General features: G+C 65.0%; 21 protein-coding genes and 1 pseudogene. 11 read left to right on the forward strand and 11 right to left on the reverse strand.

Going from position 1 to position 26512, the window contains the following annotated elements; all coding sequences use genetic code 11:
- On the forward strand, positions 1-791 hold a 791-nt coding region (locus NK214_RS25115; RefSeq protein WP_305883558.1), incomplete at its 5' end, for a glycosyltransferase family 2 protein.
- Positions 788-1981 (forward strand): hypothetical protein, encoded by a 1194-nt coding sequence (locus NK214_RS15320; RefSeq protein ID WP_253314912.1) that lies wholly within the window; start codon positions 788-790, stop codon positions 1979-1981. The genes NK214_RS25115 and NK214_RS15320, both read left to right, overlap by 4 nt.
- 53 nt (positions 1982-2034) lie before the next feature.
- Here NK214_RS15320 and NK214_RS15325 read toward each other — a convergent pair whose 3' ends face one another.
- Positions 2035-2736 carry a hypothetical protein gene (locus NK214_RS15325; RefSeq protein ID WP_107799571.1) on the reverse strand — a complete coding sequence of 234 codons (702 nt, stop codon included), beginning with the start codon at positions 2734-2736 and terminating at the stop codon, positions 2035-2037.
- A 487-nt stretch (positions 2737-3223) separates the two neighbouring features.
- On the opposite strand from NK214_RS15325, the gene ampH reads away from it, so the two are divergent.
- Together ampH and ampC are read left to right on the forward strand one after the other, a co-directional pair.
- Complete coding sequence (gene ampH, locus NK214_RS15330) at positions 3224-4336, forward strand: D-alanyl-D-alanine-carboxypeptidase/endopeptidase AmpH (RefSeq protein WP_253314913.1); 1113 nt, start codon at positions 3224-3226, stop codon at positions 4334-4336.
- A gap of 220 nt (positions 4337-4556) precedes the next feature.
- Entirely contained in the window at positions 4557-5723 is a 1167-nt protein-coding gene (gene ampC / locus NK214_RS15335; protein WP_253314914.1) for a class C beta-lactamase, read from the forward strand.
- Between the two features lie 19 nt (positions 5724-5742).
- Here the strand turns inward: ampC and NK214_RS15340 are convergent, their stop codons facing one another.
- The 4 genes from NK214_RS15340 to NK214_RS15355 form a co-directional block, all read right to left on the reverse strand.
- The gene (locus NK214_RS15340; RefSeq protein WP_227103540.1) at positions 5743-6057 is read right to left on the reverse strand and encodes a multidrug efflux SMR transporter; all 315 of its coding nucleotides are present in this window, start codon (positions 6055-6057) and stop codon (positions 5743-5745) included.
- A gap of 1 nt (position 6058) precedes the next feature.
- Complete coding sequence (locus tag NK214_RS15345) at positions 6059-6370, reverse strand: multidrug efflux SMR transporter (RefSeq protein WP_235088289.1); 312 nt, start codon at positions 6368-6370, stop codon at positions 6059-6061.
- Positions 6371-6513: 143 nt separating this feature from the next.
- Complete coding sequence (locus NK214_RS15350; RefSeq protein ID WP_227103543.1) at positions 6514-7059, reverse strand: TetR/AcrR family transcriptional regulator; 546 nt, start codon at positions 7057-7059, stop codon at positions 6514-6516.
- Between the two features lie 84 nt (positions 7060-7143).
- Positions 7144-8706, reverse strand: coding sequence for an alkaline phosphatase (locus NK214_RS15355; RefSeq protein WP_253314915.1), 1563 nt, complete (start codon positions 8704-8706; stop codon positions 7144-7146).
- Between the two features lie 194 nt (positions 8707-8900).
- Between NK214_RS15355 and NK214_RS15360 the strand changes: the two genes are divergently transcribed.
- From NK214_RS15360 to NK214_RS15375, 4 genes are all read left to right on the forward strand, one after another.
- Positions 8901-9689 (forward strand): uracil-DNA glycosylase family protein, encoded by a 789-nt coding sequence (locus NK214_RS15360; RefSeq protein ID WP_107799578.1) that lies wholly within the window; start codon positions 8901-8903, stop codon positions 9687-9689.
- Between the two features lie 17 nt (positions 9690-9706).
- Positions 9707-11023 carry an amidohydrolase family protein gene (locus tag NK214_RS15365; RefSeq protein WP_253314916.1) on the forward strand — a complete coding sequence of 439 codons (1317 nt, stop codon included), beginning with the start codon at positions 9707-9709 and terminating at the stop codon, positions 11021-11023.
- Positions 11024-11224: 201 nt separating this feature from the next.
- Positions 11225-14323 carry a response regulator gene (locus tag NK214_RS15370; RefSeq protein ID WP_253314917.1) on the forward strand — a complete coding sequence of 1033 codons (3099 nt, stop codon included), beginning with the start codon at positions 11225-11227 and terminating at the stop codon, positions 14321-14323.
- Positions 14320-15420, forward strand: coding sequence for a two-component system response regulator (locus NK214_RS15375; protein ID WP_107799581.1), 1101 nt, complete (start codon positions 14320-14322; stop codon positions 15418-15420). The genes NK214_RS15370 and NK214_RS15375 overlap by 4 nt, the downstream gene beginning before the upstream one ends.
- A gap of 252 nt (positions 15421-15672) precedes the next feature.
- Here the strand turns inward: NK214_RS15375 and NK214_RS15380 are convergent, their stop codons facing one another.
- The 5 genes from NK214_RS15380 to NK214_RS15400 all read right to left on the reverse strand — a co-directional run bounded on the left by NK214_RS15380 (position 15673) and on the right by NK214_RS15400 (position 21331).
- Entirely contained in the window at positions 15673-15876 is a 204-nt protein-coding gene (locus tag NK214_RS15380; protein WP_019099892.1) for a DUF2788 domain-containing protein, read from the reverse strand.
- A gap of 114 nt (positions 15877-15990) precedes the next feature.
- Complete coding sequence (locus NK214_RS15385; protein ID WP_253314918.1) at positions 15991-16887, reverse strand: DMT family transporter; 897 nt, start codon at positions 16885-16887, stop codon at positions 15991-15993.
- 45 nt (positions 16888-16932) lie between these two features.
- Positions 16933-18159, reverse strand: coding sequence for an argininosuccinate synthase (locus NK214_RS15390; RefSeq protein WP_107801798.1), 1227 nt, complete (start codon positions 18157-18159; stop codon positions 16933-16935).
- A gap of 97 nt (positions 18160-18256) precedes the next feature.
- A complete protein-coding gene (gene argF / locus NK214_RS15395) occupies positions 18257-19180 on the reverse strand; it encodes an ornithine carbamoyltransferase (RefSeq protein WP_253314919.1) in 924 nt (307 codons plus the stop codon).
- 192 nt (positions 19181-19372) lie between these two features.
- A complete protein-coding gene (locus tag NK214_RS15400) occupies positions 19373-21331 on the reverse strand; it encodes an aminotransferase class I/II-fold pyridoxal phosphate-dependent enzyme (RefSeq protein WP_107799424.1) in 1959 nt (652 codons plus the stop codon).
- Positions 21332-21546: 215 nt separating this feature from the next.
- Between NK214_RS15400 and dinG the strand changes: the two genes are divergently transcribed.
- The 3 genes and pseudogenes from dinG (at position 21547) to NK214_RS15415 (ending at position 25464) form a co-directional block, all read left to right on the forward strand.
- A complete protein-coding gene (dinG, locus tag NK214_RS15405; protein ID WP_253314920.1) occupies positions 21547-23673 on the forward strand; it encodes an ATP-dependent DNA helicase DinG in 2127 nt (708 codons plus the stop codon).
- A 126-nt stretch (positions 23674-23799) separates the two neighbouring features.
- Positions 23800-24084 (forward strand): annotated as a pseudogene (locus NK214_RS15410) (DUF3579 domain-containing protein); the annotation flags it as partial.
- Between the two features lie 210 nt (positions 24085-24294).
- Positions 24295-25464: a porin gene (locus tag NK214_RS15415; protein ID WP_107799426.1), complete on the forward strand. Its 1170-nt coding sequence runs from the start codon at positions 24295-24297 to the stop codon at positions 25462-25464.
- Positions 25465-25516: 52 nt separating this feature from the next.
- Here the strand turns inward: NK214_RS15415 and NK214_RS15420 are convergent, their stop codons facing one another.
- Positions 25517-26401 carry a LysR family transcriptional regulator gene (locus NK214_RS15420; protein WP_048412147.1) on the reverse strand — a complete coding sequence of 295 codons (885 nt, stop codon included), beginning with the start codon at positions 26399-26401 and terminating at the stop codon, positions 25517-25519.
- Positions 26402-26512: the final 111 nt, after the last annotated feature.

The raw sequence follows: 26512 nt of genomic DNA on the forward strand, positions 1-26512 counted from the left end.
AGGCGGCGGAGCAGGCCTTGCGCCACCACGCCCAGGATTTGAGCCGTACCCGCAGCGTGCTGCTGCGGCTGCCGCGCAACAGCGGCCCCGGCGCGGCGCGCAACGCCGGCCTGGCGCGGGCCGGCGGCGAACTGGTGAGCTTCCTGGACGCCGACGACTGCTACCGGCCGGACTGCCTGCGCTTGCTGGAGCAGAAAATGAACGAGCACCGGCTGGACCTGGCGGTGCTGGGCTACGACAGCGCGCCGCCTGAGGAACGCTTTCCGCAGCTGGACGCCTTGCGCGCAGAACTGGAGCCTTTGGAGGACGAAGCCTTCCTGCTGCCCCGACCGCTGCGCACCGCCGGCCACCCGGACTTCTTCATGGGCCGGGCCAGCAATGTGGCCGCGCGACGGCAATGGCTGCTGACGCAACGCTATGTGGCCGGCGCGCGGCTGAACGAGGGCATCGATTTCTGGTACCGGGTACTGAAAGAGATCGTCGCGCACGGCGGACGCGCCGGCCTGCTGTCCGCGCCGCTGATCCGCTTCCGCATTCTGGCGGACAGCCTGTCGCACCGGCCGTGCCGGGACTGGCGGCTGCTGGCCACCCCGCCCACGGTGCTGCGCTACGCGGGCAGCCAGGACGCGGACGAATTGCGCCTGGCTCGCATGCTGGCGCAGCGCTGGCTGGACTACGCGCAAGAAGCGCTGCCGGACGCGGCGCAGCGGCGCGCCTTCCTGAGCCGCCACCGTCCGCTGCTGATCCAGCTGGGGCTGACGCCGATGGACGCGGCCAGGCTGCCGGCATGAAGGCGCCGCCCGCCCAGCCGCCCGCGCCGGCCCGCCAGCAGGCCTTGCTGCGCGAGTGCTTCGAACTGGCCCGCGCCCACCCCTTCTATCGCACGCTTTACCGCGGCGTGGCTTGCGCCGAAGACGCGCCGCCGCTGGAGAAGGCGACGCTGCAAGCCGCGCTGGAGACGTTTTCGCCGGAGCGGGAAGCGTCCGGCCTCTATCTGGTGCGCTCCGGCGGCAGCACCCGGGCGGCGCTGATCTTCCCGGTGGACATTGCGGAAAACCTGGCCCAGCGGCAGGCGCTGGCGGACCGGCTGCGCGCCGACGGGGTGTTCGGTCCCGCCAGCATCGCCTTGAACCTGTTCGGCTACGCCAATCTCTACCGCACCGCGGCCATCGTCGACGATGTGCTGGAACGTTGTCAGGCCACCACGCTGCCGATGAGCGCCCACGCCGCCGACGCCGACATCCTGGCCGCGGCGCGGCGATTCCGCCCCAGCCACGTGCTGGGCACCCCGTCGCGGCTGGCCTTGTTCGCCGCCCATCTGGAAACCGCCGGCGAGCGGCTGGAGATTCCGCAGCTGCTGTACGCCGGCGAAACCCTGCACGCGTCCACGCTGGCGCGGCTGCGCGCCGCGCTGGGCGCGGCCCAGGTCTGGTCGCTGTACGGCGGCGCGGAAACCGGCATCTGGGCCTGGAGCGACGCCAGCCGCCGCCCCGGCCTGTTCCGGGTGCTGCCTCGGGTGGCGGCGGAGATCCTGCAACCGGACGCCGCCGGTTACGGCCGCATCGCGGTCAGCAACGCCTGGCGGCGGCGCTTCCCGGTGTTCCGTTACTGCCTGGGCGATATCGGCCGCTGGGTGGAGTGCGACGGCGAACGCTGGCTGGAATTGCGCGGCCGCGACGGCCGGTCCTTCCGCCTCAATGAAACCACGTACGAGTTGGACGATTTCGCGCAACTGGCCGGCGCGGAGCACGCTTTCCAGATCCAGCTGGACCGCGACCCGGCCGGCCGCGAGCGGCTGACCCTGCTCTTGGCCGAACATCTGGACGCCGGCCCGGAAGCGGCCTTGCGCGCGCGCCTGGCGGCTTTGCTGGGCCTGGCGCCAGATGACGGCGCCTTCGCGCTCGGCTTGGCCGCGCGGGCGCGATGGCGGCTGGACCCCGTCACCAGCAAGACGCCGCCCATCGTGGATTTGCGGGACTGAAGCCGCCGGCGGACCGCCGTTCCGGCCGTCCGCCGCCCTTGCCCGCCGCGCGCTTACAAGGTCTGGAAGTAGAAGCGGTAATCGCCCTGGCCGAACAACATCGACATGCTGGTCAGATTGCTGTTGGCCGGCGTGCCCACCAGGGTCAGGATGGGAATGGAATCGTGACCGTATTGGTAGGCCTGGGTCTGCGGGTTGTAGCCGAACTGGTAGAAGGTGTCCACGCTGCCCACCTTGAAGGCGTACAAGCGGTACGTGCTGCCGTCGAACAACATCGACCAGCGGTGGAAGTCGGTGTCTCCCGGCGCGCCGGTGACGTTCAGGGTGGGAATGGAGTTGTAGCCGTACTCATAGTGGTTGGTGGAGCGGTTGAAACCGAACTGGTACAGCACCGTGGGCGCGCCCAGGCGCCGCAAATACAAGCGATAGGTGCTGGTGCTGCTGTCGTAGAGCATGGACACGCTGCTGGCGTCCGCGTCCGGCGGCGCGCCGGTGATCTTCAACTCCGGGATGGAGTGGAAGCCGAACTCGTACTTGGACGTGGCCGGATTGAACGCGGCCTGGTACAAGGTGTCCGCGCTGCTGCCCTTGAAGAAATACATCCGGTAATACTCGCCGTCGTTGAGCATGGTCCAGCGCGCCCAATTGGTGTCGCTGGGCATATTGGCGATCGACATATTGGGAATGGAGCCGCCATAGGCGAACTTATACGTGCTGGTGTTGGGCACATAGGCGAACTGATTGACTGATGGCATGACGCTTTCCTCCAAAGTGAGTCAGCTGCCCAGGCGCGGGCCCAAGGCCGGCGACCTCCCTACGGCAACAGCAGCTGACAAAACCCGCGCAAACGGCATGACGCCGGCGCGGCGCGCGGGCTGGCGCGTTCAAGCGGGTTTTGCCAGCGGTTCTACCCCTGGCTTGAGGTGATGATTGCGTGATTGCGCATGGATCTCTCCTCCCCCGCGCGGCGGCGCGGGCGAACAAACAGCCACTAAGTCGTCAATCAGGGGCGGGCGCCTTGGCGCGGACGAGGCGGGGCCGATAATGGCGGCGATAGGGACTTCGACTAGCCAGTAATAGCATCTTGAAAACCGGGCGTGCCTGTACTTTCGGACTGGGTCGGCGGCTCTGGTTACAGTCGTTACATATTGCGCGCTATGCCGTCCACCGCCTCCCCCCTAAAATGCACGCCATCTGACGGCGCCGCCGGCGCGCCGCCTCATCCAAGGGAAAGCAAGATCAATGAGAACAAAGGGATTCATCAGCCTGGCCCTGGCCGCCCTGCCGGCCTTGAGCCAGGCCGCCATGCCCATCGCCCAACTGAACCAGCACGCCGAGCGGATTTTCAAGGATAGCCAGGCGGTGGGCATGGTGATGGTGGTCGTCGACAAACAAGGCGGCCTGCAACGCTTTTACGGAGAAACCCGCCCGGGCAGCCGCCAGACGCCGGACGCCAATTCGCTGCTGCGCATCGCCAGCCTCAGCAAGCTGATGACCAGCGAAGTGCTGGCGGCCATGGTCCTGGACCAACGGCTCAAGCTGGACGATCCGCTGCGGAAGTTCGCGCCGGCGGGAAGCGCGCAGTCCAAGGCCCTGGCCGGCCAGCCCATCACCCTGCTCCACCTGGCCACCCACACCAGCGGCTTCCCGCGCGAACTGCCGGGCGTCAAGCCGCGCGACACGCCGGTTTTCGTCTGGCCCAATCAGCAGCAGCGCTGGCGCTGGCTGGCCAAGACCAAGGCCCGCTTCGCGCCGGGTCAGAGCGCGCAATACTCCAATCTGGCTTACGACTACCTGGCCGACGCGCTGGCCGTCGCCGCCGGCAAACCCTATCCGGCGCTGCTGCGCGACACCGTCACCGGGCCGCTGGCCATGCGCGACACCACCTTCAGCCCCAGCCCCGCCCAATGCGCGCGCCTGCTGCGCGGCGTGGAGGCCAGTCCCTGCGTCAACACCAGCGCGGCCATAGGCAGCGGCGGCGTCTATTCCACCGCCGCCGACATGCAACGCTGGCTGCAGGACCTGGTGCGGCCGCAAAGCGAGCAGCGCAAGCGCCTGTACCAGCAAACCTTCCAGATGCGCTATCAGCGCGCCGAATTGCGCAGCCTCGCCGGCATGGACGTGCCCGGCAAGGCCGACGCGCTGGGCCTGGGCTGGGTGGCGATGCACGAACAGCCGGACACCCGGCCCTTCCTGCAAAAAACCGCCGGCGGCGGCGGCTTTTTCAGCTACGTCGCCATCGATCCCCAGCGGCAGACCGCGGTATGGGTGGCGCTGACCCGCGGCAAGCAGACCCGCTACCAGGCGATGAGCGACGGCGTGAACCAGTTGCTGCTGGCGCTGAACCGCTCCTAAGAAAGCCGCTTGCGATTCGCCGCGCGTCGCGGGGCCCGATGCGGCAGACGCCGTTTCGAAATCCCCCTATCGCCCAGGCGCATGCGGCTTGATCGGACGCAAGGCCTCGCCTCGCTCGCGGGGCCTTGAACAGACGCCAAGCGGCCCTGGCGACGCGCAGACGCCATGACTCGCGCCGCCCCTTCTTTTCCCACATCCTCATCGACAAGGAGGCATCGTCATGCCCGCAATGAATCGCCGCGTCCTGCTGCTGGCCTGCGCCGCGCTATCCGCCCACGCCCTGGCCGCCGCGCCTTCGCCCCAAGCCGCCGTCGACGCGGAAATCCCGGCGCTGATGCGCAAGCACGGCATCCCCGGCATGGCGGTGGGCCTCGCCGTCGACAGCGGCGTTCAGGTTTACAACTACGGCGTCGCCTCCAAGGCCGACCATAGGCCGGTAACGCGCGCCACACTGTTCGAGATCGGCTCGCTCAGCAAAACCTTCACCGCCGCGCTGGCCAGCTATGCTCAGGCCGAAGGCCGGCTCTCGCTGGCCGACCCCGTGACCCAGCACCTGCCGGCGCTGGCCGGCGGCGGCCTGGAACGGGTCACGCTGCTGAACCTGGGCACTCAGACCTCAGGCCTGCCCTTGTTCGTGCCGGACGACGTCGACAACGCCGGCACATTGCGGCGATTCATGCGGCGCTGGCGCCCCAGGCAGCCGGCGGGCGGGCAGCGGGTCTATTCCAATATCGGCATCGGCGTCCTGGGCCAGATCGCCGCCGCCAGCATGCGCATGCCCTACGCGGCGGCGGTGGAAGGCAGGATCTTCGCCAAGCTGGGCATGGACAGCAGCTTCGTCAACGTCCCCGCCCAGAGAATGCGCGACTACGCCCAGGGCTACGACAAGAACGACAGGCCCGCGCGGCTGACTCCGGCCCTGCTGGCGGACGAGGCCTACGGCGTCAGGTCCAGCGCCGCCGACCTGGCGCGCTTCCTCAACGCCAATATGGGCCTGCTGCCCATGGCGCCCAAGCTGCGGGCCGCGCTCGAGGACACCCATATCGGCTACTACCGCGCCGGGGTGCTGACCCAAGGCCTGATCTGGGAACAATACCCGTATCCGGTGGACCTGCCGCGGCTGCTGAGCGGCAATGCCCCCGCCTACATCTATCAGGGCATGCCGGCGCAGCGCCTGGATCCGCCGCTGCCGCCGCAAACGCGGGCCTTCATCAACAAGACCGGGTCCACCAACGGCTTTTCGGCTTACGCCGCCTATATCCCGGAAAAACGACTGGGCATCGTGCTCTTGGCCAACAAGTCCTATCCGCTGGCCGAGCGAGTGAGCGCCGCCTACCGCATCCTGGCGCGGCTGGACGGCGGACTCGCGCCCGCCGCTCAACCATGATCCCGCACGGCCGTCGTCGCTAACCGGCGGTCTTGAGCACAACGATGGACGCGACCAGCAGCGACAGATAGGCAAGCTTTTTATTGCTCTTTTTATCGCCCCAGAACAGGATGCCGGTCACCACCGTGCCCACCACGCCAATCCCGGTATAAGCGGCGTAAGCAATAGACATGTCTATGGTTTTCATCGCCAGATAGAGAAGGAACAAGGAGCTGCTCAAGCCCGTCGCATACAGCGCGCAGCCCCTGACATACCGCTTCAGCGCGATGTCCCGTATCCCCACCACCACCAGAATTTCCAGCACGCCCGCCGCCAACAGATAAAGCCAGTCCATTTCAGTCTTTCACTTGCTTGAGTTGCACCACCGAAAACAGGATCACCGCAATCGCCAGCATCGCCACCGGACTGAACGGCTTGCCGAACAAGGCCACATCCAACAGATAAGCGCCTACGGTTCCGAAGATCACGAAAAACACATAGGCGGTCGACGCGCCCATTCTCTTGGTCGCCAGCACCAGCAAGGAGAAACTGCCGATGATGCAAACAATGGTCGCCAACCATTCCAATGCGCTTTCCGAGCGCTTCAAACCCGCGGCCCACAGTACTTCCAAACCGCTGGCAAACAGCAACAACACCCAGCTAAGCATCTTTAAACGCCCCTTCCCCGACTCAATCATCAAAGCCCGTTCAGCCGTCGCGGCACACGCCCGGAGCCTGTTTACGCGCCCTCGGGCAAGAACGGAAAAACCCTGCGGCGGCCCACTTGATAATGAGCGCGCCAAGAACGTCTTCAGCGCTCCGCCAATCGCTCGATATCTTGGAACGCGTCCCGCCACTCCTGCTCGCTCATCTCGGCCAGGCCAAAGTAGCGCAGCATGAACGCCCCTTCCACCGCCAGATAGGCCACGCGCGCGCGGCGGCCCTCCTCGGTGGCCACGTCCAGCTTGCCCAAGCGCTCGGCATGCCAGGCCCGCACCCAGTCTTTCTGATCCTTGGACTCCAGCATGGCGCTCAGATGGCAGGCGGCGCGGGCGATCAAGGCCTCTTCCGTCGCGGTGATGCGGACATGGGTTTTGACTTGCTCGACGCTGGACAGCTGTTCGGCAGCGACGCCCGCGGTTTTCTCGAAGCACGCGTCGTAGTGCTTGCCCCAGCGCTCCAACATGGCGTTGACCAGATTGCGCTTGGCGCCGAAACAGGACTGGACCCCGCCCTTGCTGATGCCCACGGCCTTGGCCACGGCGTCTATGGTGAGGGCGGCCGCCCCCTTGCGTTCTATGATCTCTTCCGCCGCGTCCAACACCTGATTGCGATCGATGGATCTGGGTTTGCTCACGATGCCTCCCGGCTCATTGAATACATACGTATGTATTCTATTGAATCCCAGGAAATAGCGTCAAGCGCGCGATGGGCGTCGCAACTAGGCCGGCGCCAGCTCCTGAGTAAACAAGGTCTGGCCGGCCACGTCCTTCAGCCTCACCGTCATCGCGCGGCTGCGGGCGTCTATGTCCACCTGGCCGAAGAACTGCATGCCGGCCAGCGGCGACAGGTTCTGCGTCTCCGGCGCCTTCTGGTACACCACCTTGGGGCCGAAAGTCATGTCCAGCGGATTGGGACCGAAGGTGCCGGCGTTCAACGGACCGGAGACGAACTCCCAGAACGGATTGAAGTCCGCGAAGGCGGCGCGTTCCGGATGGTAATGATGGGCGGCGGTGTAATGCACGTCGGCGGTGAACCACACCACGTTGCGGATATCGCGGCGCTTGATCTCGCCCAGCAGCCAGGCCAGCTCCAGTTCGCGCCCCAGCGGCCGGCCGTGGTCGCCGTTGGCCATCGCCTCCCAGCGCGCGCTGCCGTCCGCGTTCTTGCCGTCGGCCACCTGCAGGCCCAGCGGCATGTCCGCCATCACCGCCTTCCAGACGCCCTTGGAAGCCTGCAAGCCTTCCAACAGCCATTGCAGCTGCGCCCGGCCCATGAAGTTCGCGCCCGGATCGCTCTCCCGCTGCAGATTGGCGCCGTTGGCGTCGCGATAGCTGCGCATGTCCAGCACGAAGACATCCAGCAACGGCCCTTGCGGCAGATGGCGGTAGACCCGCTCGTCCTCGCCGTTGCCGTGAAGCCGCAGCGGCGCGTACTCCAGAAAGGCGCGGGTGGCGCGCGCCTGCAACACGCCGATGTTTTTCTCGCGGTAACGCGGGTCGGCGGACAAGTCCTTGCCGTCGGACCAATTGTTGACCACCTCGTGGTCGTCCCATTGCCAGATCTGCGGCACCTCGGCGGCAAAGCGCCTCACATTGGCGTCCATCAGGTTGTAGCGGTAGCGGCCACGGTATTCGTCCAGCGTCTCCGCCACCTTGCTCACTTCCGGCGTCAGCAGATTGCGCCAGATCTTGCCGCCCTCCACCGCCGTCTCGGCCGCCATCGGGCCGTCTGCGTAAATGGTGTCGCCGCAATGCACGAAGAAATCCGGCCGCTGCCGGCGCATGGTTTCGTAAATGCGCATTCCGCCCCAGTCCGGATTGATGCCGTAGCCCTGGCCGGCGGTGTCGCCGGACCAGACGAAGCGCAGATCGCGCGCCGTTTCCGCCACAGTGCGAAAGCTCCCTGTCACCGGCTCGGACCAGGCCCGCGGATGGACCGCGTCTTCAAAACGCGCTCTCACATACAGCCGCTCGCCGGCCGGCAGGCCGCTCAGATCCACGCGCGCGGTGAAGTCGCCGGCCTCGGTCGCCCAGGGGCCCCGCACCTGGCGCGGGCTGGCGAAGCGCTCGCTGCGGTCCCACTCCACCACCAGGCGCGCGGTCCGGTCGGAGCGCGCCCAGACAATGGCGCGGTCCGCGCTCGCGTCACCGATCTGGATGCCGGAATTCATCAGCGGGCGCAAACGGTCCGAGGTGACGACGGCCGGTGCGGCCAGCGCCGGCCCGGCCAGCAACAGGCCGCCTCCGGCAAGCGAGGTTTTCAAAAAACGGCGGCGATCCATGGCGTTCTCCGGTGTTGATCAAGACAGTCAAAACGTCGATCTTGCCGCGGCAAGATGACGCCAGGATGTCCCGCTAGCGGGTTTTACGTATTTCATTCGCGCGCTTGATCGCATATACCTCAAACACCCGCCGCGCGGCCCTCCGAGCCGGCCCGCAGTCAACGGGCTCCGCCAACAGGTTCAAAGGAAAGCACATGCTCTGGGACCCCGGGCCGCCCCCGCCTTTCTCCTCGCTGTTCGAGCACGCTCCGCTGGCAAGCTATCAGGCTCTCCCGGCCAAATTCCGCCTGGAATGGGGCCCCGTCTACTACCGCGGCCGCCTGGACGGCAGCGCCAAGGTGCTGATCGTGGGACAGGACCCGTCCGCCGATGAAAACCTGACGCGCCGCGCCATGGTCGGCACCGCCGGCCAGCGGGTGCAGGGCTTTTTGCGCAAGCTGGGCCTGGACCGTTCCTACGTGATCGTCAACGCCAGCCTGTACAGCATTTACGGCCAGTTCGACGCCGAGATGGCCGGCTTCATGGACCAGGCCGCCGTGCGCGCCTGGCGCAATCAATTGCTGGACCAGCTCAAGCAACCCGGCCTGCAAGCGGTGATCGGCTTTGGCAAGGCGGCGGCCAAGGTGCTGGACGACTGGCCCGGCGCGGCGTCCTTCAAGGCCGCGCAGCGGCTGTTCCAGCCGCAGCATCCCACCGCGCGCTCGCCCGGCGCGCTGCTCAAATCCTGGAACCAGACCCTGGCCGCGCTGGCGCCCTTGCTGAACCCGGACCCCGGCCTTGCGCCGGACCCCACGCCCTATGAGCTGACGGGCTTTCGCGAGCAGGATCTGGCGCGGATTCCCGCCGCGGACCTGCCCTTCGGCATGCCGGCCTGGCTGGGCCAGGGCGATATGGCCACGCGGGTGATCAAGGGCCAGGCCAAACTGAAAACCCCGGCCGCCAACGCCTCCATTCTGTGGACGGCGCAGGCGGACCAGGGCTGAACCGGCGGGAGAAGCAAATGAAAAGCCTGGGATGGCTGCTGTGCGCCGCCGTGCTGTTGCCGGCCCACGCCGGGGTGACGGTGACGCCGGGCGACGACGAACACTTGGTGATACGCGGCCGCCTGGTGCTGGCGGAACAAGAGAGCGACGGCCGGCTGGTGCTGGCCGGCGACCGCATCGTCTGCGCCGGCGCGGACTGCGCCGAGCCCCCCGGCGCCACCGTGCTGGACGTGAGCGAGGGCTACGTCTTTCCCGGCTTCATCGACGCCCACAACCACGTGGCCTACAACGCGCTGCCCAAGTGGACGCCGCCCAAGCTCTACCAGAACCGCGGGCAATGGCAGCGCGCCGCCGCCTACAAAACCTTCAAACGCCCCTACGATCAATTGAAGAAAAGCGGCCTGATCTGCGAAATGGTGAAATACGGCGAGGCCAAGGCGCTGATCAGCGGCGTCACCACCATACAGGGCTCGCCCGCCGGCCGCTGCCTGCAAGGGCTGATCCGCAATGCGGAGAACCCCCAGTCCGGCCTGCCGGTCTCTTCCGCCCACGTCCGCACCTTCATCCTGGACGTCGGCGGCGCGCCCAAGATCGACTGGAACGCGACCGACGCCTTCCTGATCCACGTCGCCGAAGGCGTGGACGCCGACGCGCTGGCGGAATTCTCCACGCTCAAGGCCAAGGGCCTGCTCGCCCCCGGCACCGCCGTCATCCACGGCACCGCCTTCGGCGACGAGGAGTTCCGCCAGATGGGCGCGGCGGGCAGCAAGCTGATCTGGTCCCCGCAAAGCAATCTGGCCCTGTACGGCCGCACCACCCGCGTCGACCTCGCCTTGCGCCACGGCGTGCCGGTCTCGCTGGGCGTGGATTGGAACCCCACCGGCAGCGACAATCTGTTCGACGAACTGCGCGTGGCGGAAAGCATCAACCGCCGGCAATTCCAAAGCGCGATCCGGGAACGGGACTGGGTGGCCATGATCACCCGCCACCCGGCGCGGGCGCTGGCCCTGGACGACTACATCGGCGAACTGCGCGCCGGCCTGAAAGCCGACGTCGTCATCCTGTCCAGCCGCGCCGCCGCCCCCGGCCAGGCGCTGCTGGACGCCAGACTGCGCGACGTGGCCGCGGTGCTGGTGGACGGCCGGCTGCTTTACGGCGACAGCGACGCGATGGCGGCGGCCGGCCGCGCCGGTTGCGACGCGCTGACCGTGGACGGCGCGCCCAAACGGCTCTGCATGCAAACCGCCAAAACGCCCAAGGGCGAGCAGCGGCTGGACGACGTCCGCGCCGCGCTGCGCAAGGTCTACGCCGGCGTGGCGCCGCTGGCGCCCTGAGCCCGCCGGTCAAAGTCCGCGCTCCGCGACAGCGCCGATCCGGCGGCGCGCCCCCATGCCCGCCGGTCCCCGCGGCGTCTCCGGCATGCGTGGATACGCAATGGACATTCCACTCCCTGCTTACGAGTGCATATGCTATAAAACAGCAAAATATGATTAATTCATAAACACCAAATCCGTTGATCAATGGAGCTTTGGCGCATGCAGCAAACTCCCGCCTCCGGCAACGACGCCTTCGAGTTTCTGTCCACGCTGCCGCCCAGCCACGCGCAGCGCCGGCTGGCCCTGGCCGCCATCGTGGTATCCATGCTGGTCTTCGTCTGCGCGCTGCCCTTCGCCAAGCTGCCCCTGCCCAAGGTGCCCGCCTTCATTCCCGCCTATCAGGCGGCGATGGCGGTCTGCGATCTGGTAACCGCGGCGCTGTTGTTCGGCCAGTACGCGATCTTGCGCGCTCGCGCCCTGCTGGCCTTGGCGACGGGCTATTTGTTCACCGCGCTGATGGCGATGGCGCATTCGCTGACCTTCCCCGGCGTGTTCGCGCCGGGCGGCCTGCTGGGCGCCGGGCCGCAGACCACGGCCTGGATGTATATGTTCTGGCACGGCGGCTTTCCGCTGATGGTGCTGGCCTACGCGCTGCTCGCCCAGCGCAACGACGGCCCCAAGCGCTTCGCCAGCGCGCTGCCGGCGGTGCTGGGCTGCGTCGCCGGCTCGCTGGCGCTGATGGCGGCGCTGACGGCGCTGGCCACGCTGGGCCACCCCTGGTTTCCCCCCATCATGCAAGGCAGCCGCTACACCCCCATCATGTTCGGCGTGGTGTCCGCGGTTTGGGGCTTCAGCGCGCTGGCGCTGCTGCTCTTGCTGCGGCGCTGGACGCGCACCTTGCTGGATGTCTGGCTGGCGGTGGTGATGACGGCCTGGCTGTGCGACATCGCCCTGTCCGCCATGCTCAACGCCAGCCGCTTCGACCTGGGCTTTTACGCCGGCCGCGGCTACGGCCTCTTGTCCGCCAGCTTCGTGCTGATCATCCTGCTGCTGGAAAACGGCCTGCTTTACGCACGGCTGGCGGACACCGCCGGGCAATTGCGCGTGGCCAAGCAGCAGGCGGAAGACGCCACCCAGGCCAAATCGATGTTCCTGGCCAATATGAGCCATGAAATCCGCACCCCGATGAACGCCATCATCGGCATGTCCTATCTGGCGCTTAAAACCAAGCTGAGCGGGCAACAGCGCGACTACGTCAACAAAATCCACAACGCCGGCACCTCCCTGCTGGGCATCATCAACGACATCCTGGACTTCTCCAAGGTGGAGGCCGGCAAGCTGGAAATGGAGGCCGAACCGTTCTGGCTGGACGATGTGCTGGAGGCGGTGTCCTCGCTGGTGGCGCAAAAGGCGACGGACAAATCGCTGGAATTGCTGTTCGAAGTGGGGTCGGACGTGCCCAAGGGGCTGGTGGGCGACGCCCTGCGGCTCAGCCAGGTGCTGATCAATTTGAGCAATAACGCGATCAAGTTCACGGAAAAGGGCCAAGTGGCCATCATCATCAGCCGGCTGGAACAAGTGGGCGACAAGGTCCAGCTGCGTTTCTGCGTGCACGACACCGGCATCGGCATGAGCGAGGAACAGGCGGCGCGGCTGTTCCAGCCGTTCAGCCAGGCGGACGGCTCCACCACCCGCCGTTTTGGCGGCACCGGCCTGGGCCTGACCATCGCCAAGCGGCTGGTGGAGCTGATGGGCGGCTCCATCCGGGTGGAATCCGCCCCCGGCTGGGGCAGTCTGTTCATGTTCAACGCCTGGCTGGGCGTCTCCTCCGCCGTGGACACCCGCCGCCAGGGCCTGCCCGGAGAGATCAAGGGCCTGCGCGTGCTGGTGGTGGACGACAACGCCTCGGCGCGGGACATCCTGTCCGACCAGCTGCGCTCGCTGGGCTTCTACGCCCACGCCTGCGCCTCCGGGCCGGAGGCGGTGGCGGCGATCGCCCAGGCCAATCTGGACCGGCCTTTCGACGCGGTCTTCGTGGACTGGATGATGCCGGGCATGAACGGGGTGGAAACCATCTCCCAGATTCGCAGCATCAGCCGCAGCATCAAGGTGGTGCTGGCCACCGCCTTCGGCCGCGACGACGTGCGCGCCCAGGGCGAGCTGAGCGGCTGCGACGCGGTCCTGATCAAGCCCGTCAGCCTGTCCTCGCTCTACGACGTGGTGCTGGCGATGTTCGGACCGCAGCGGGATCACGGCCTGGTGGCGCTGACCGAGGAATTGCCGCGGCTGGACGGCGTGCGCCTGCTCTTGGTGGAAGACAATCTGGTGAATCAGCAGATCGCCGTGGAACTGCTGGGCGACGCGGGCGCGCTGGTAACCTTGGCCAATCACGGCGGCGAAGCGCTGGCGCGTCTGGCCGCGATGGGGCCGCAAGGCTTCGACGCGGTATTGATGGATGTGCAGATGCCGGTGCTGGACGGCATCTCGGCCACCCGGCAGATCAAGGCCGATCCCCAGTTCGCCTCCTTGCCGGTGCTGGCGATGACGGCCGACGCGCTGTCTGAGGAGCGGGAGGACTGCATGAGCGCCGGCATGGACGACTACATCGCCAAGCCGATAGACCCGCATACGATGTTCCAGACCCTGCTGCGCTGGGTGAAGCCGATACCGCCGGGCGCGGAGATCCACCGCGCCGCCTCGTCCGCGCTGGCGCTGCCGGACATCCCCGGCCTGGATCAACAGGCCGGCTTGAAACGCGTGGCCGGCAAGCGCGAGCTGTATCTGCACCTGCTGCGCCAATTCATCGCCGAGGAAGCGGACGCCGCCGCGCGGCTGTCCGCGGCGCTGGAAATCGGCGACTACGTCCAGGCCGAACGCACCGTGCACACGCTCAAAGGCGTCAGCGGCAATGTGGGCTGCGTGCAGTTGCAGGAGGCGGCCACCGTGCTGGAGCGGGATTTGCGCGCGCGCGGCGCCATTCATCTGGCGCCGCTGGAACAGGCGCTGGAACAGGTGATGACGGCGCTGCGCGCCGGTCTGGAAGCGGAAGACCGCTTATCCGGCGCCGGCGCGCCGACGGCGGACGCGCCGGCCGACCCGGCGCTGCTGCAACAACTGGCCGCCCTGCTGGCCGCCAGCGACGGCGACGCGCTGGAACTGTTCCTGCAACAGACGCCGGCGCTGCGCGCCCTGTTCGGCCCCGATGAATTCGCCGACTTCGAAAAAGCGCTGAACCACTTTGACTTCGTCAACGCGCTGACACTGTTGCGCCACGCCGCGGCCGCCCAGCGCATCCCCTTGCCGGAGGACATAAGATGACGGACTCCGCCCCGGCGGCCCCGCGTCAGACCGTTCTGATCGTGGACGACACCCCAGAAAACCTCACCTTGCTGTATGGCTTGCTGAAAGACCATTATCGGACCCAAATCGCCAACAGCGGCGAGCGCGCGCTGGAACTGCTGGAAGGCGACGCGCTGCCGGACCTGCTGCTCTTGGATGTGATGATGCCCGGCATCGGCGGCTTCGAGACGTGCCGCCAGGTCAAGGCCAACCCGCGCACCGCGCGCATCCCGGTGATCTTTCTGACCGCGATGGGCGAGAACGAGAACGAACAGGCCGGCTTCGACGCCGGCGCGGTGGATTACATCATCAAGCCCATCTCGCCGCCCATCGTGCTGGCCCGGGTCAAAACCCATCTGAGGCTCAAGGCCGCCGCCGACTTTCTGGAAGACAAGGCCGCCTTCCTGCAAACCGAAGTGGAACGCCGCATCCACGAAGTGCAAGTGGTTCAGGACGTCACCATCCTGGCGCTGGCCTCGCTGGCGGAAACCCGCGACCATGAAACCGGCAACCATCTGCGCCGGACCCAGAACTACGTGCTCGCCCTGTGCACCCAACTGCGCAATCACCCGCGCTTCCAGGCCGTGCTGGAAGAGGAGACCATCCAGGAACTGTTCAAATCCGCGCCCCTGCACGATATCGGCAAGGTGGGCATTCCGGACGACATCCTGCTCAAACCGGGCAAGCTGACGCCGGAAGAGTTCGAAATCATGAAAACCCACACCACGCTGGGACGCGACACCATCGCCGCGGCGGAGCGGCTGCTGGACTCTCCCAGCAGCTTTCTGCGCCACGCCAAGGAGATCGCCTACAGTCATCAGGAGAAATGGGACGGCAGCGGCTACCCCCAGGGCCTGACCGGCGACGACATTCCGGTGTCCGCCCGGCTGATGGCGGTGGCGGACGTCTACGACGCCCTGATATCCCGCCGCGTCTACAAGCCCCCCTTCCCCCATGAGCAGGCGGTCGCCATCATCCGCGAAGGCAGCGGCAAGCATTTCGACCCGGACATCGTCGCCGCCTTCCTGAGCATGACGGAAACCTTCCGCGCCATCGCCCTGCGCTATACCGACTAAGAACCCCCTCCCAACCAAGCGCCGCGCGCAAAATCGCGCAGCTTCCCGGCGACACAATAAAAAAGCCGGCAAGCAAGCTTGCCGGCTGTTCGCGGTATCGCGGGTCTTAGAACGTGTTTACGATCTCGCGAGCCAGAGCGAGACAAGGCGAAAACCGCTGAGAAAGCGGAATGTACAGAGGGTATATGAGCATTTCGAAGTGGTACTCACCGTGCCAAGATTCACGAAGCGCAGCAGATCGTAAACAGGTTCTTACTTCTGGATCAGGAACTCCACCAGCACGTTCTTGAACAGGAAGCCGGACACGCCGAAGCCCAGTACCAGGAACAGGATGAACATGCCCATCTTGCCGGCCTGAGCCTTCTTGCCCAGGTCCCAGATGATGAAGCCCATGAAAATGATCAGGCCGCCCAGGCACACGATCATGGAAATATTGGTGAATTGTTCTTCCGACACTTGTTGTCCTTTGCGTCCACAGCAGATCACGGACCGGCGGGGTCTTAGCGATGCGCCCCGCCTGGCCGTAATAAGATACTCGCCATCGCCCTCCGGCTCAATGCCCGCGCGCGGCTATCGGCGCCAGCGCAACCTCTGCAGCACCAGGGCGACGCCCAGCGCGGCCAACAGCATGCCGCCCACCGCCAGCAGACTCAATTGCTCGTCGAACAGCCACCAGGCCTGCACCGCGGCCAGGCCCGGCGTCAGATAGAAATAGCTGGCCACCTTGCTGACATCGCCGTCCTTCAGCATGCGCATCAGCAGCAGGATGGCCAGCACCGACAGCGCCAGCACGCTCCAGCCCAGGGCCAGCGCCAGTTGCGCGTTCCAGTGGATGGCCTCGCCGCGCTCCAGCCCCAGGGCCAGCGCGCCGGTAATCAGGAAGGCGGCCAGGTATTGATGGAAGGCGCCGGTCAACGGATGCACGCCCTGGCCGAAGCGTTTCTGGTACAAGGTGCCGGCGGTGATCGCGCACAAGGCCAGCGCGGTCAGCCACAGGCCGGGATTGGCGCCTAACTGCAAGCCCTTGCCGCCCAGCACCACCAGCAGCGCGCCGCCAAAACCTATCGCCAGGCCCAGCCATTGCATGCGGCTCAGCCGCTGCTCGCCCATCAGCCAGCTCAGTATCGCAGTCAGTATCGGCTGCAGGCCGACGATCAGCGCGGTGATGCCGGCCGGCACCGCCAGCTTGATGCCGGCGAAGCTGGCGCCCAGATAAAGGCCGTGTAGCATCGCGCCGCAAGCCCATTGGTGCTTGGCCGCCGCCAGGCCCGGCCAGGCGGGCCGGAAGCAGGCGATCAGCGCGCCGAAGCACAGCAGGGTCAGACCCATCCGTATCGCCAAAAAGGTGAACGGGCCGATGAAAGGCAGGCCTAGTTTGGCGCCGATGAAGCCGGTGCTCCACAGCAACACGAAGGCCCAGGGGATCCAGGCATTGGATCGATGATTGGTTTCCATATTTTGCGTCATTAAAAAAAGCCCCCTGCGGGGGCTTTTGGGGTCCAACGCGGCGCTTTAGCCGCGTTTCTGTTTGGCGTTGCCGGCAATCCGCATCCGCAACGCGTTCAGGCGGATGAAACCGGCCGCGTCGGCGTGATTGTAGGCGCCGCCGTCTTCATCGAAGGTGGCGATGGCGGGGTCGAACAGCGAGTCGGTCTTGGATTCGCGGCCCACCACGATCACATTGCCCTTGTACAGCTTCAACCGCACCCAGCCGTTGACCGTGGCCTGGGAAGCGTCGATCATGCCTTGCAGCATCAGACGCTCCGGGCTCCACCAGTAGCCGGTGTAGACCAGCTTGGCGTACTTGGGCATCAGTTCGTCCTTCAGATGGGCCACTTCGCGGTCCAGGGTGATGGATTCGATCGCGCGGTGCGCCTTCAACATGATGGAGCCGCCCGGGGTTTCGTAGCAGCCGCGGGACTTCATGCCCACATAGCGGTTTTCCACGATGTCCAGCCGGCCGATGCCGTGCTTGCCGCCCAGGCGGTTCAGCTCGGTCAGCACCTGGGCCGGGCTCATCGCCACACCGTTGATCGCGGTGATGTCGCCCTTCTCATAGCTCAGCTCGATGTATTCGGCCTGATCCGGCGCGTTCTCCGGGCTCACCGTCCACAACCACATATCTTCTTCCGGCTCCGCCGCCGGGTCTTCCAGCACCGTGCCTTCATAGGAGATGTGCAGCAGGTTGGCGTCCATCGAATACGGGCTGCCGCCGTTCTTCTTCTTGCTGATGTCGATGCCGTGGGTTTCCGCGTAGTTCAGCAGTTTTTCCCGCGACAGCAGATCCCATTCCCGCCACGGCGCGATCACCTTGACGTCCGGCTTCAGCGCGTAATAGCCCAGCTCGAAGCGCACCTGATCGTTGCCCTTGCCGGTGGCGCCGTGCGACACCGCGTCGGCGCCCACCTGATTGGCGATCTCGATCTGGCGCTTGGCGATCAGCGGCCGCGCGATCGAGGTGCCCAGCAGGTATTCGCCTTCGTAAACGGCGTTGGCGCGGAACATCGGGAACACGAAATCGCGGACAAATTCCTCGCGCAGATCGTCAATGAAGATGTTTTCCGGCTTGATGCCCAGCGACACCGCCTTCTTGCGCGCCGGTTCCACTTCTTCGCCCTGGCCGATGTCGGCGGTGAAGGTCACCACCTCGCATTGATAGGTATCCTGCAGCCACTTGAGAATTACCGAAGTATCCAGACCGCCGGAGTAAGCCAGTACCACTTTCTTGATGTCAGACATTTTGTATTCTTTCAAATCCATTGATTGCCGGATCCGGCCCGCGCCTGGCGCGGCCTTGCCGAATCGCGTAAACGGCGGGCTCGCCCGCGTCGTCAGTTCAGTCGTAGCGCTGGCCCAGCAGCAGGAACTCGATCAGCGCCTTCTGCACGTGCATGCGGTTTTCCGCCTCGTCCCAGACCACGCTCTGCGGCCCGTCTATCACCGCGGCGGCCACTTCCTCGCCCCGGTGCGCCGGCAAACAGTGCATGAACAAGGCGTCCGGCTTGGCCAGCTTCATCAGCTCCGGCGTCACTTGGTAGTCGCGGAAGGCTTCCAGCCGCGCTTCCTTCTCCGCCTCGAAACCCATGCTGGTGAACACATCGGTGGTCACCAGGTCCGCGCCTGTCGCCGCATGGCTGGCGTTGTGGCTGGGTTCGAAGTGCTCGGGGCCGTAATGCTGGCCGTCCAAGGCCTTGAGCTCGAAGCCCACCGGCGTCGCCACCTTGAGCTTGAAGCCCAGGATGCGAGCCGCCTGCAGCCAGGTGCGGCAGACATTGTTGCCGTCGCCTATCCAGGCCACGGTCTTGCCCTTGATCGAGCCGCGCTGCTCGATATAGGTGAAGATGTCCGCCAGAATCTGGCACGGGTGGTATTCGTTGGTCAGGCCGTTGATCACCGGCACCTTGGAATGCGCGGCCAGCCGCTGCACCAGCGCCTGCTCATAGGTGCGGATCATGATGATGTCGCTCATCCGGGACAGCACGCGGGCGGTGTCCTCGATGGGCTCGCCGCGGCCCATCTGCGAGCTTTGCGAGTCCAGGAACATCGCGTGGCCGCCCAGTTGCGCCATGCCCGCTTCGAAAGAAACGCGGGTGCGGGTGGAGTTTTTCTCGAACACCATGGACATCACCTTGCCGACGAGCGGCTGGTACAGCTGACCGTCGCTACGTCGTCGTTTCAGGACCTTGCTGCGCTCGAAGAGATGGCGGTATTCCTCGTGGGTCAGGTCGCTGAATTGCAAGTAATGCCTAGGGGACGTCATGGTGCTCCATTTCAAAAAAAAAGCCACCGCGCGTTCGACACCGTTTCAGTGTCCTTCATGCGCGATGGCACATTACTACACGCTGGTCTCAAGTCATTCACAGGCGTCGCAAGCATGCCTACGCAAAGCGCATGATTTACATAATTGCGACAAGACTTATATTTATCGGAAATCAGCCTGTCTGACAAGCATTCATTTGAACAAGGCGCGTCCAGGCAGTTGCGCCAGCTCCCCTTCTTTGAGCACTCGCAGCAAAAACTCGCCGCCATCCTCGGCCAAACCGTGCATTTCTATGGATTTCTGGGTTTTTTGCAGCCGCGCCAAATACGCGAGAATGGTGTCGTCTATCACCTGGCCGGGCACCAGCACCGGAATGCCGGGCGGATACGGCACGATCTGGTCGCAGCAGACCCGTCCGACCAGGGCCGCGTTGGGGCGGCCGTCGTCGTCCAGCAGCGGCAAGCGCTCGCCGGCCTCGTAAAAAGCGTCGCGCGGCAAGCTGGCCAGACGGGAGAAACGCGGAATCTCCGGCATCCTTCCCAGCGGTCGCGGCGGACGCTTTTCCTTGGCCAACCGCAGCATGGCGTCATAAAGCCGCGACACCTTGCTGCGGGTGGTGCCCAGGGTCAGCAGCAGGGTGATGGTGCTGAACGTGGATTTCTCCACCTGGATGTTGTAGCGCTCGAACAGCGCCTGCTGCAATTCGTCCGCGGTGAAGCCGGACTGGGTGATGTCCACGGTCAGCTTGGTCGGGTCCAGCTGGATGCCGTCCTCCCTCACCTCCTCCGGCAATAGGTCCGACAGTTCCAGCACCCGGAAAGCGCCGGTGGAGTTGATCTTGTCGCGCAACTCCTGCGCCAGCTTCAGCGTGCGGTCCAGCAGCCGGTAGCCCTCCATCACCGCCTGTTTGCGCGCCACGTCCAGGCTGGCGATCAGGTTGTACTGCGGGCTGGTCGACGCGTGCATATTGAAGTTCTCGCGGAACAGATGCGCGTCGAAGCCGGGGTCGTTGACGTGAATCATGCTGGCCTGGGAGAACGCCGACAGCACCTTGTGCGTGCTCTGGGTCACATAGTCGGCGCCGGACTCCAGCGCCGTCGGCCGGAACGCCGGGTGGAAACGGGCGAAGCCGTACCAGGCCTCGTCGACGATGACCTTGATGCCCTGCTCGTGCGCGGCTTCGATGATGGGCTTCAGATCGTAACGCAGGCCGTCATAGGTGCAGGAAGTCAGGATCAGCACCCGCGCGTCGGGGTTGGCGTCGATCGCGGCGAAGATGGTTTCCTTGGGCACCGGTCCGAAAATGCCGAACTGCTTGTTGATCGAGGAATCCAGATACACCGGCAGCGCGCCGGACAGGATCACGCCGTGATGCACCGATTTGTGACAATTGCGGTCCAGCAGCAGCTTGTCGCCGGGCGCCAGCAAGGTCTGGAAGATCACCTTGTTGGAGGTGGAGGTGCCGTTGGTGGCGAAGTAGGTGCGCTTGGCGCCGAAGGCCTTGGCCGCCAGCATCTGCGCCTCCTCTATCACCCCGGTGGGGTGCAGCAGCGAATCCAGCATCGGCACCGACACCGACAGGTCGGCGCGCAGCATGCTCTCGCCGACGAAGTCGTGAAAATCGCCGACCCAGGGGCTGCCTTTCAAGGAATCGCCGCCGGAATGGCCCGGCGTGTGCCAGGAATCCTTGGCCATGCGCACGTATTGCTTGAGCTTGTCGTAGAACGGCGTCGCGGACTTTTCCGCCAGCTCCGCCGACAAAATGCGGAACCAGCCGTGGAAATCCAGCTCGTCGCGATAGAAATAGCCGTCCACCGCGTGGCTGGCCAGGTCTTCCACCAGCGCGCGCTCGTCGTCGTCGAACAATAAGACATACAGCGAAATTTCCGGACGGAAGGCGCTGATGCGGTTGGCCAGCTGCGCCGCCGCCTGACTGACGCCCTTCTCCTGCAACTGCTTGTCCACCAGCACCACCTGGACGTCGCCGTCTCGGGCGATCTGATCCAACGCGTCCTGACTGCGCGCGACGCCGACGAAAGTCAGGCCGTAGGGGTTTTCCAGCCGCACAGCGGCGGCGCCCAGTCCGGCCAGCACATCGGCCTGCCATTTGGCATCGTCGCTGACCACCAGCACTCGGCTAACGGGTGTCATGATCGGGTTTCTCCTGTTGATATTGCTTTGCGCTGTTATTGATGGATTTGTCTGCCTAAGTCGCTCGCGCAATTTCGCTTGTTTTTATATTTGCCTATCCTATCCACATCCGCGCGTCGCCGTCATTTTGCAGTCGCACATCAGGATTTCCCCATATTCGACGCCCGGCTTGGCGCGGCCAGACAAGGCCGCCCCCTTGCGGTACAATCGCCGCCATGCTGACCCCTGCTGAAAAAGACGCGATTCGCGACCATTACCGGACCATAGCCGACAACTTGCCGGGCTTCCGCCCGCGCGCCGCGCAACGCCGCATGCTGGCGGAGATCGCCAACGCGCTGTCGCGCAGCAAGGACAAGGAAGGCGACGACTGGCCGGAGCGCGCCGGCGAAAGCATCGCCGTGATCGAAGGCCCCACCGGGGTCGGCAAAAGCCTGGCCTATCTGCTGGCCGGCGGCGTGATGGCCAAATCCCGCGCCAAGAAGCTGGTGGTCACCAGCGCCACCGTCGCCCTGCAAGAGCAGCTGGTCAACCGCGACCTGCCCTTCGTCGTCGAAAACAGCGGCCTGCCGCTGACCTTCGCCCTGGCCAAGGGCCGCGGCCGCTATCTGTGTCCGCAGCGCATTTACGCGCTGACCGCCGAGAACGCCCAAGGCCAGCTGCTGGACCTGGACCCGACGCTGGCGCTATGGGACCGCAAGCCGGAAGCCGGCGAAATCGAAACCCTGCGCCAGCTGGCCGACGCCTTCTATTACCGCCGCTGGAACGGCGACCGCGACGCCTGGGAAAGCGTGATAGAGGACGGCCTGTGGTCGCGCGTCACCAACGACCGCCACGGCTGTTTGAAAGCCGCCTGTCCCAACCGGCCGGAATGCCCGTTCTATCTGGCGCGCGACGTGCTGGAAAACGTGGACGTGGTGGTGGCCAACCACGACCTGATGCTGGCCGACGTGTCCATGGGCGGCGGCGTCATCCTGCCGGCGCCGGAAGAAAGTTACTACTGTATCGACGAGGCGCACCACCTGGCCAAAAAGGCGGTTAACCAGTTTTCCGCCGAACATTCGCTGGCTCAGGCCATGTCCTGGCTGGACAAAGTGGCCGCCGCCGCCATCCGCGTGGAGGCGCTGACAGACAAGGTGGACATCGTCAGCCAGGCGATAGAAGCCGCCAGCGCCTGCTCCGAAACGCTGACCGAGTGGCTGTGGCTGCTGGAGGGCGAAGACGCGCTGGCCGCCTCCAGCGACAATCTGGAGCCCACCTGGCTGATAGAGGACGGCGTGCTGCCGGAACGCTTCCAGGGCCCCACCGCCAATATGGCCACCTCGGCCCGCTCGCTGTTCAAACAGCTGAGCCTGCTGACCGACGCGCTGGGCGAGGCGCGCAAGGACAAGGGCGGCGAAGCGGCGCAAGTCGACAAGACCGCCTCCGACCTGGGCTTTCTGACCGCGCGCGCCGAACAACTGCTGGCGGTGTGGGAGTTGTTTGAAAAAGAAACCGAGCCCGCCAGCCCGCCCATCGCCAAATGGATCACCCGCCGCGCCGAGGGCAAGGGCGATTACCTGTTCTCCGCCTCGCCGGTCAGCGCCGCCGCCAGCCTGGCCGCCACGCTGTGGCGCCGCGCCGCCGGCGCCATCCTGACCTCGGCCACGCTGCGCTCGCTGGGCGAATTCGACCTGCTGCTGTCGCAGACCGGCCTGAAATGGATGCCGGAAGTCAGCTGCGTGGCGCTGGACTCCCCTTTCAATTTCGACGAGCAGGGCGAGCTGTATCTGCCGCCGATGCTGGCCAGCCCCAAGGACGCCGGCGGCCATACCCGCGAAATCGTGGAATGGCTGCCCAAGCTGATCGATGTGAAAGAACCGGTCGGCACCCTGGTGCTGTTCTCCTCCCGCAAACAAATGCAGGAGGTCGCCGCCGGCCTGCCGGCCGCGCTGCGCGAGCGGCTGCTGATTCAGGGCGAAATCCCCAAGAGCCTGCTGATAGAACAGCACCATCAGCGGCTGAAACAGAGCGAACCCAGCGTGATCTTCGGCCTGGATTCCTTCTCCGAAGGCCTGGACCTGCCCGGCGAAAGCTGCGTGCACGTGATTATTGCCAAACTGCCGTTCGCAATGCCGGACGATCCGGTGGGCAAAACCCTGTCGCGCTGGATAGAGAAACGCGGCGGCAATCCCTTCATCGAGATCACGGTGCCGGAAGCTTCGATCAAGCTGGTCCAGGCCGTGGGCCGGCTGATCCGCACCGAACGCGACTACGGCCGCGTCACCATTCTGGACAACCGCTTGCAAAAACAAAGCTACGGCAAGCGGCTGCTCGCCTCGCTGCCGCCATTCAAGCGCATCTGATTTTCGGGTAAAATGCTAAATATTCAGCAACAAACAAAACGCCTGAACATAAAACGCCAAGCGCAAATCGCTTAGCAGACGATAAAAAACAGGCTAAACCAAAAGCAAACACTCCGGTCCACCGCCATGATCTGCAATCCATACGAAATAGTCATCCAGGGCATCACTTCCGAGGGGCGCACCTTCCGCCCCAGCGACTGGGCCGAACGCCTGGCCGGCATCCTAGCCTCCTTCGACGATCAGAAACTGCACTACCACGCCCATGTCCGCCCGATGATGCTGGACGGCGTGCGCTGCGTGGCGGTGGACAAAAAACTGGAGAAAATCAGCCCGCAGGTGTTTTGCTTTCTGATGGACTTCGCCAAGGACAACGATCTGCGCATCGTCGATTGCCGCACCCTGCTGGACGAGGTCTACCCCAATCAATTCTTGGCGTAATTGCAACACTACCCCTGTCCGAATTGTCTTGATGCAACATCATTGCAACACCCACGTCATATTTTGTGGCTAAACTAAGACATGTGTTGTGGCGATACCGCACTTATCTACTATAGATATTGCAGGTCCGCCAGCTTCGGCACCTGACTTTAGTAAAGCAAAAACTGACTTGGAGCATTCAAGATGCAAAAGAAAAATCTGGCAGCCCTGCTTGCCGCAATGTTCGCCTTGCCCGTTGTCGCCCACGCTGACGTAACCATCTACGGTTTCCTCAGCGGCGGCATCGAATCGAGCAAAGCCACCGGTTCCGGCGGCAGCGAATACAGCAGCCGCACCCGCATCGTCGACCACAACTCCCGCATCGGCTTCAAGGGCTTTGAAGACATCGGCGGCGGCACCAAAGCGATCTGGCAGGTGGAAAACAGCCTGCGCAACTTCGAACAAGGCGGCACCAACGACAAAGGTCAGAGCGCGACCTTCGCCACCCGCAACACCTTCATCGGCCTCGACAACGGCGATTTCGGCCGCGTGCTGCTGGGCCAACACGACTCCGCCTACAAGATGTTCACCGGCAGCAGCAACAGCGCGCTGGGCACCGACCTGATGGTCAACACCACCGCCGACAACTTCGGCAGCAGCTCGGTCAACAGCCGCGGCGAAGCGCGTATGGCCAACTCGGTTCACTACTTCTCCCCGAGCTGGGCCGGCTTCAAGCTGGGCGCGTCCTGGGGCGTGGACGAGAGCCGCGTATCCGGCAACGACTCCAAACGCATCTCCCTGGGCCTGGGCTACACCTGGCAAGGCCTGAACCTGGCCGCCGCCTGGGATCGCCAGTACGATACGGCCGTTATCGCCAACAGCAACTCGTACAACAACTCCAGCCCGGCGGTACTGTCGCTGAACTCCGGCAAGAACGTCACCTTCTACGGCCTGGCCGCCAGCTATAAGTTCGACACCGGCACCTTCGTCGGCGGCAACTACGAGTGGGGCACCTACGACCAGGTAGGCGGCGGCCAAGTTAAGCAAGACGACTGGCTGATCGCTCTGGGTCAGGACTTCGGCGCGGCTTCGGTCAAGCTGTCCTACGGCCAGCTGGGCACGCTGAAGAACACCTCCGCCGGCGTTAACGGCGACGACTTCAAGGCCAAGCAATGGACTCTGGGCGGCACTTACAACCTGTCCAAAACCACCCAAGTACTGGCTTACTACACCAAGATCAGCAACAACGCCAAGGCCAAAGCCAACTTCGCCAACAACCCGGTATACGATAGCAATCTGGGCGCCAGCAACGCTTCGTTGACCGCCGGCAACGACCCGCAAGCCTTCGGCGTAGGCTTCAAGATCGCCTTCTGATCCTGAACGACTGCCGTTCCAATCACGCCGCCGGCCCTGCCGGCGGCGTTTTTCATTTGCTCAGGCTGGCGCGCAAGGCCTCGATCGCGTAACGCACTTTGGCCGGCTGAATGTCGCGGCGCGGCGTCACCGCGTAAATCGCCAGCGGCGGCAAGCTCCACTCCGGCAATACTCGCAATAAGCGGCCGTCGGCCAGTTCCTGGCGTATCTCCGGCTCCGGCTGCACCGCCACCCCCATGCCGGCCAGCACGAACTGGCGCGCGGCGACGATATTGTTGCTGACCAGGCGCGCGTCCGGCTCGGCGGTGAAGCGGCTGCCGTCCGCATGCTCGAAGGCCAGCCAACCCAGCTTGCGATCCGACAAAGCCACCCACTGCAGCGCGGACAATTGCTCCGGCCGCGTGATCGCCGGCTGACGCGCGAGATAAGCCGGCGACGCGCACAGCACATTGGGCCAATCCGCGAGGTGGCGCGCCACCAGGCTGGAGTCCTTGAGCACGCCGGCGCGCAAAGCCAGATCGATGCGGTTGTCCACCAGATCTATCATTTCATCGTGGAAGAACAAACGCAGCTTCAGGCCCGAGTGCGCGCTCAGCAGCGGCGTCAGCGCCTCGCTCAACAGCGCGCCGGCAAAACCGGTGGGCGCGGCGATGCGCAGCTCGCCCACCGGCGCGTCGCGCAGCTCCAGCAAGCGCTGTTCGGCCAGCTGCGCCGCGGCCAGCATATCGGCGCAGCCCTGATAGAACAGACTGCCGGCCTCGGTCAGCGTCAGCTTGCGGGTAGTCCGGTGCAACAGGCTGACGCCGTGCTGCTGCTCCAGCTTGCTGATGTGCTGGCTGACCGCCGACGGCGTCATGCCCAGTTCGCGCGCCGCGCCGTTCATCGAGCCCTTGTCCACCACCATGGCGAAGACCGCCATCCGTCTCAATGCATCCATTATTAAGCTTATCTAAACTATCAATCTTATTTTTGCCGGATTATCGCTCTATAATCAAGCTGCTATTCTGAACGCCATCAAACTTCATCACGTTTATCGCGAAAAGGAATC

Origin of the sequence: Chromobacterium sp. S0633 (assembly GCF_024158805.1) — a bacterium.
Classification (GTDB): Bacteria; Pseudomonadota; Gammaproteobacteria; order Burkholderiales; family Chromobacteriaceae; genus Chromobacterium.

Coding starts and splice junctions, on each gene's coding strand:
- NK214_RS15345 (WP_235088289.1), bottom strand. CDS start 6,370: ATGCTTAGCTGGGTGTTGTTGCTGTTTGCCAGCGGTTTGGAAGTACTG.
- NK214_RS15325 (WP_107799571.1), bottom strand. CDS start 2,736: ATGCCATCAGTCAATCAGTTCGCCTATGTGCCCAACACCAGCACGTAT.
- argF (WP_253314919.1), bottom strand. CDS start 19,180: ATGACGTCCCCTAGGCATTACTTGCAATTCAGCGACCTGACCCACGAG.
- dinG (WP_253314920.1), top strand. CDS start 21,547: ATGCTGACCCCTGCTGAAAAAGACGCGATTCGCGACCATTACCGGACC.
- NK214_RS15400 (WP_107799424.1), bottom strand. CDS start 21,331: ATGACACCCGTTAGCCGAGTGCTGGTGGTCAGCGACGATGCCAAATGG.
- NK214_RS15360 (WP_107799578.1), top strand. CDS start 8,901: ATGCTCTGGGACCCCGGGCCGCCCCCGCCTTTCTCCTCGCTGTTCGAG.
- NK214_RS15390 (WP_107801798.1), bottom strand. CDS start 18,159: ATGTCTGACATCAAGAAAGTGGTACTGGCTTACTCCGGCGGTCTGGAT.
- NK214_RS15415 (WP_107799426.1), top strand. CDS start 24,295: ATGCAAAAGAAAAATCTGGCAGCCCTGCTTGCCGCAATGTTCGCCTTG.
- NK214_RS15340 (WP_227103540.1), bottom strand. CDS start 6,057: ATGGACTGGCTTTATCTGTTGGCGGCGGGCGTGCTGGAAATTCTGGTG.
- NK214_RS15370 (WP_253314917.1), top strand. CDS start 11,225: ATGCAGCAAACTCCCGCCTCCGGCAACGACGCCTTCGAGTTTCTGTCC.
- NK214_RS15420 (WP_048412147.1), bottom strand. CDS start 26,401: ATGGATGCATTGAGACGGATGGCGGTCTTCGCCATGGTGGTGGACAAG.
- NK214_RS15385 (WP_253314918.1), bottom strand. CDS start 16,887: ATGACGCAAAATATGGAAACCAATCATCGATCCAATGCCTGGATCCCC.
- NK214_RS15375 (WP_107799581.1), top strand. CDS start 14,320: ATGACGGACTCCGCCCCGGCGGCCCCGCGTCAGACCGTTCTGATCGTG.
- ampC (WP_253314914.1), top strand. CDS start 4,557: ATGCCCGCAATGAATCGCCGCGTCCTGCTGCTGGCCTGCGCCGCGCTA.
- NK214_RS15365 (WP_253314916.1), top strand. CDS start 9,707: ATGAAAAGCCTGGGATGGCTGCTGTGCGCCGCCGTGCTGTTGCCGGCC.
- ampH (WP_253314913.1), top strand. CDS start 3,224: ATGAGAACAAAGGGATTCATCAGCCTGGCCCTGGCCGCCCTGCCGGCC.
- NK214_RS15320 (WP_253314912.1), top strand. CDS start 788: ATGAAGGCGCCGCCCGCCCAGCCGCCCGCGCCGGCCCGCCAGCAGGCC.
- NK214_RS15355 (WP_253314915.1), bottom strand. CDS start 8,706: ATGGATCGCCGCCGTTTTTTGAAAACCTCGCTTGCCGGAGGCGGCCTG.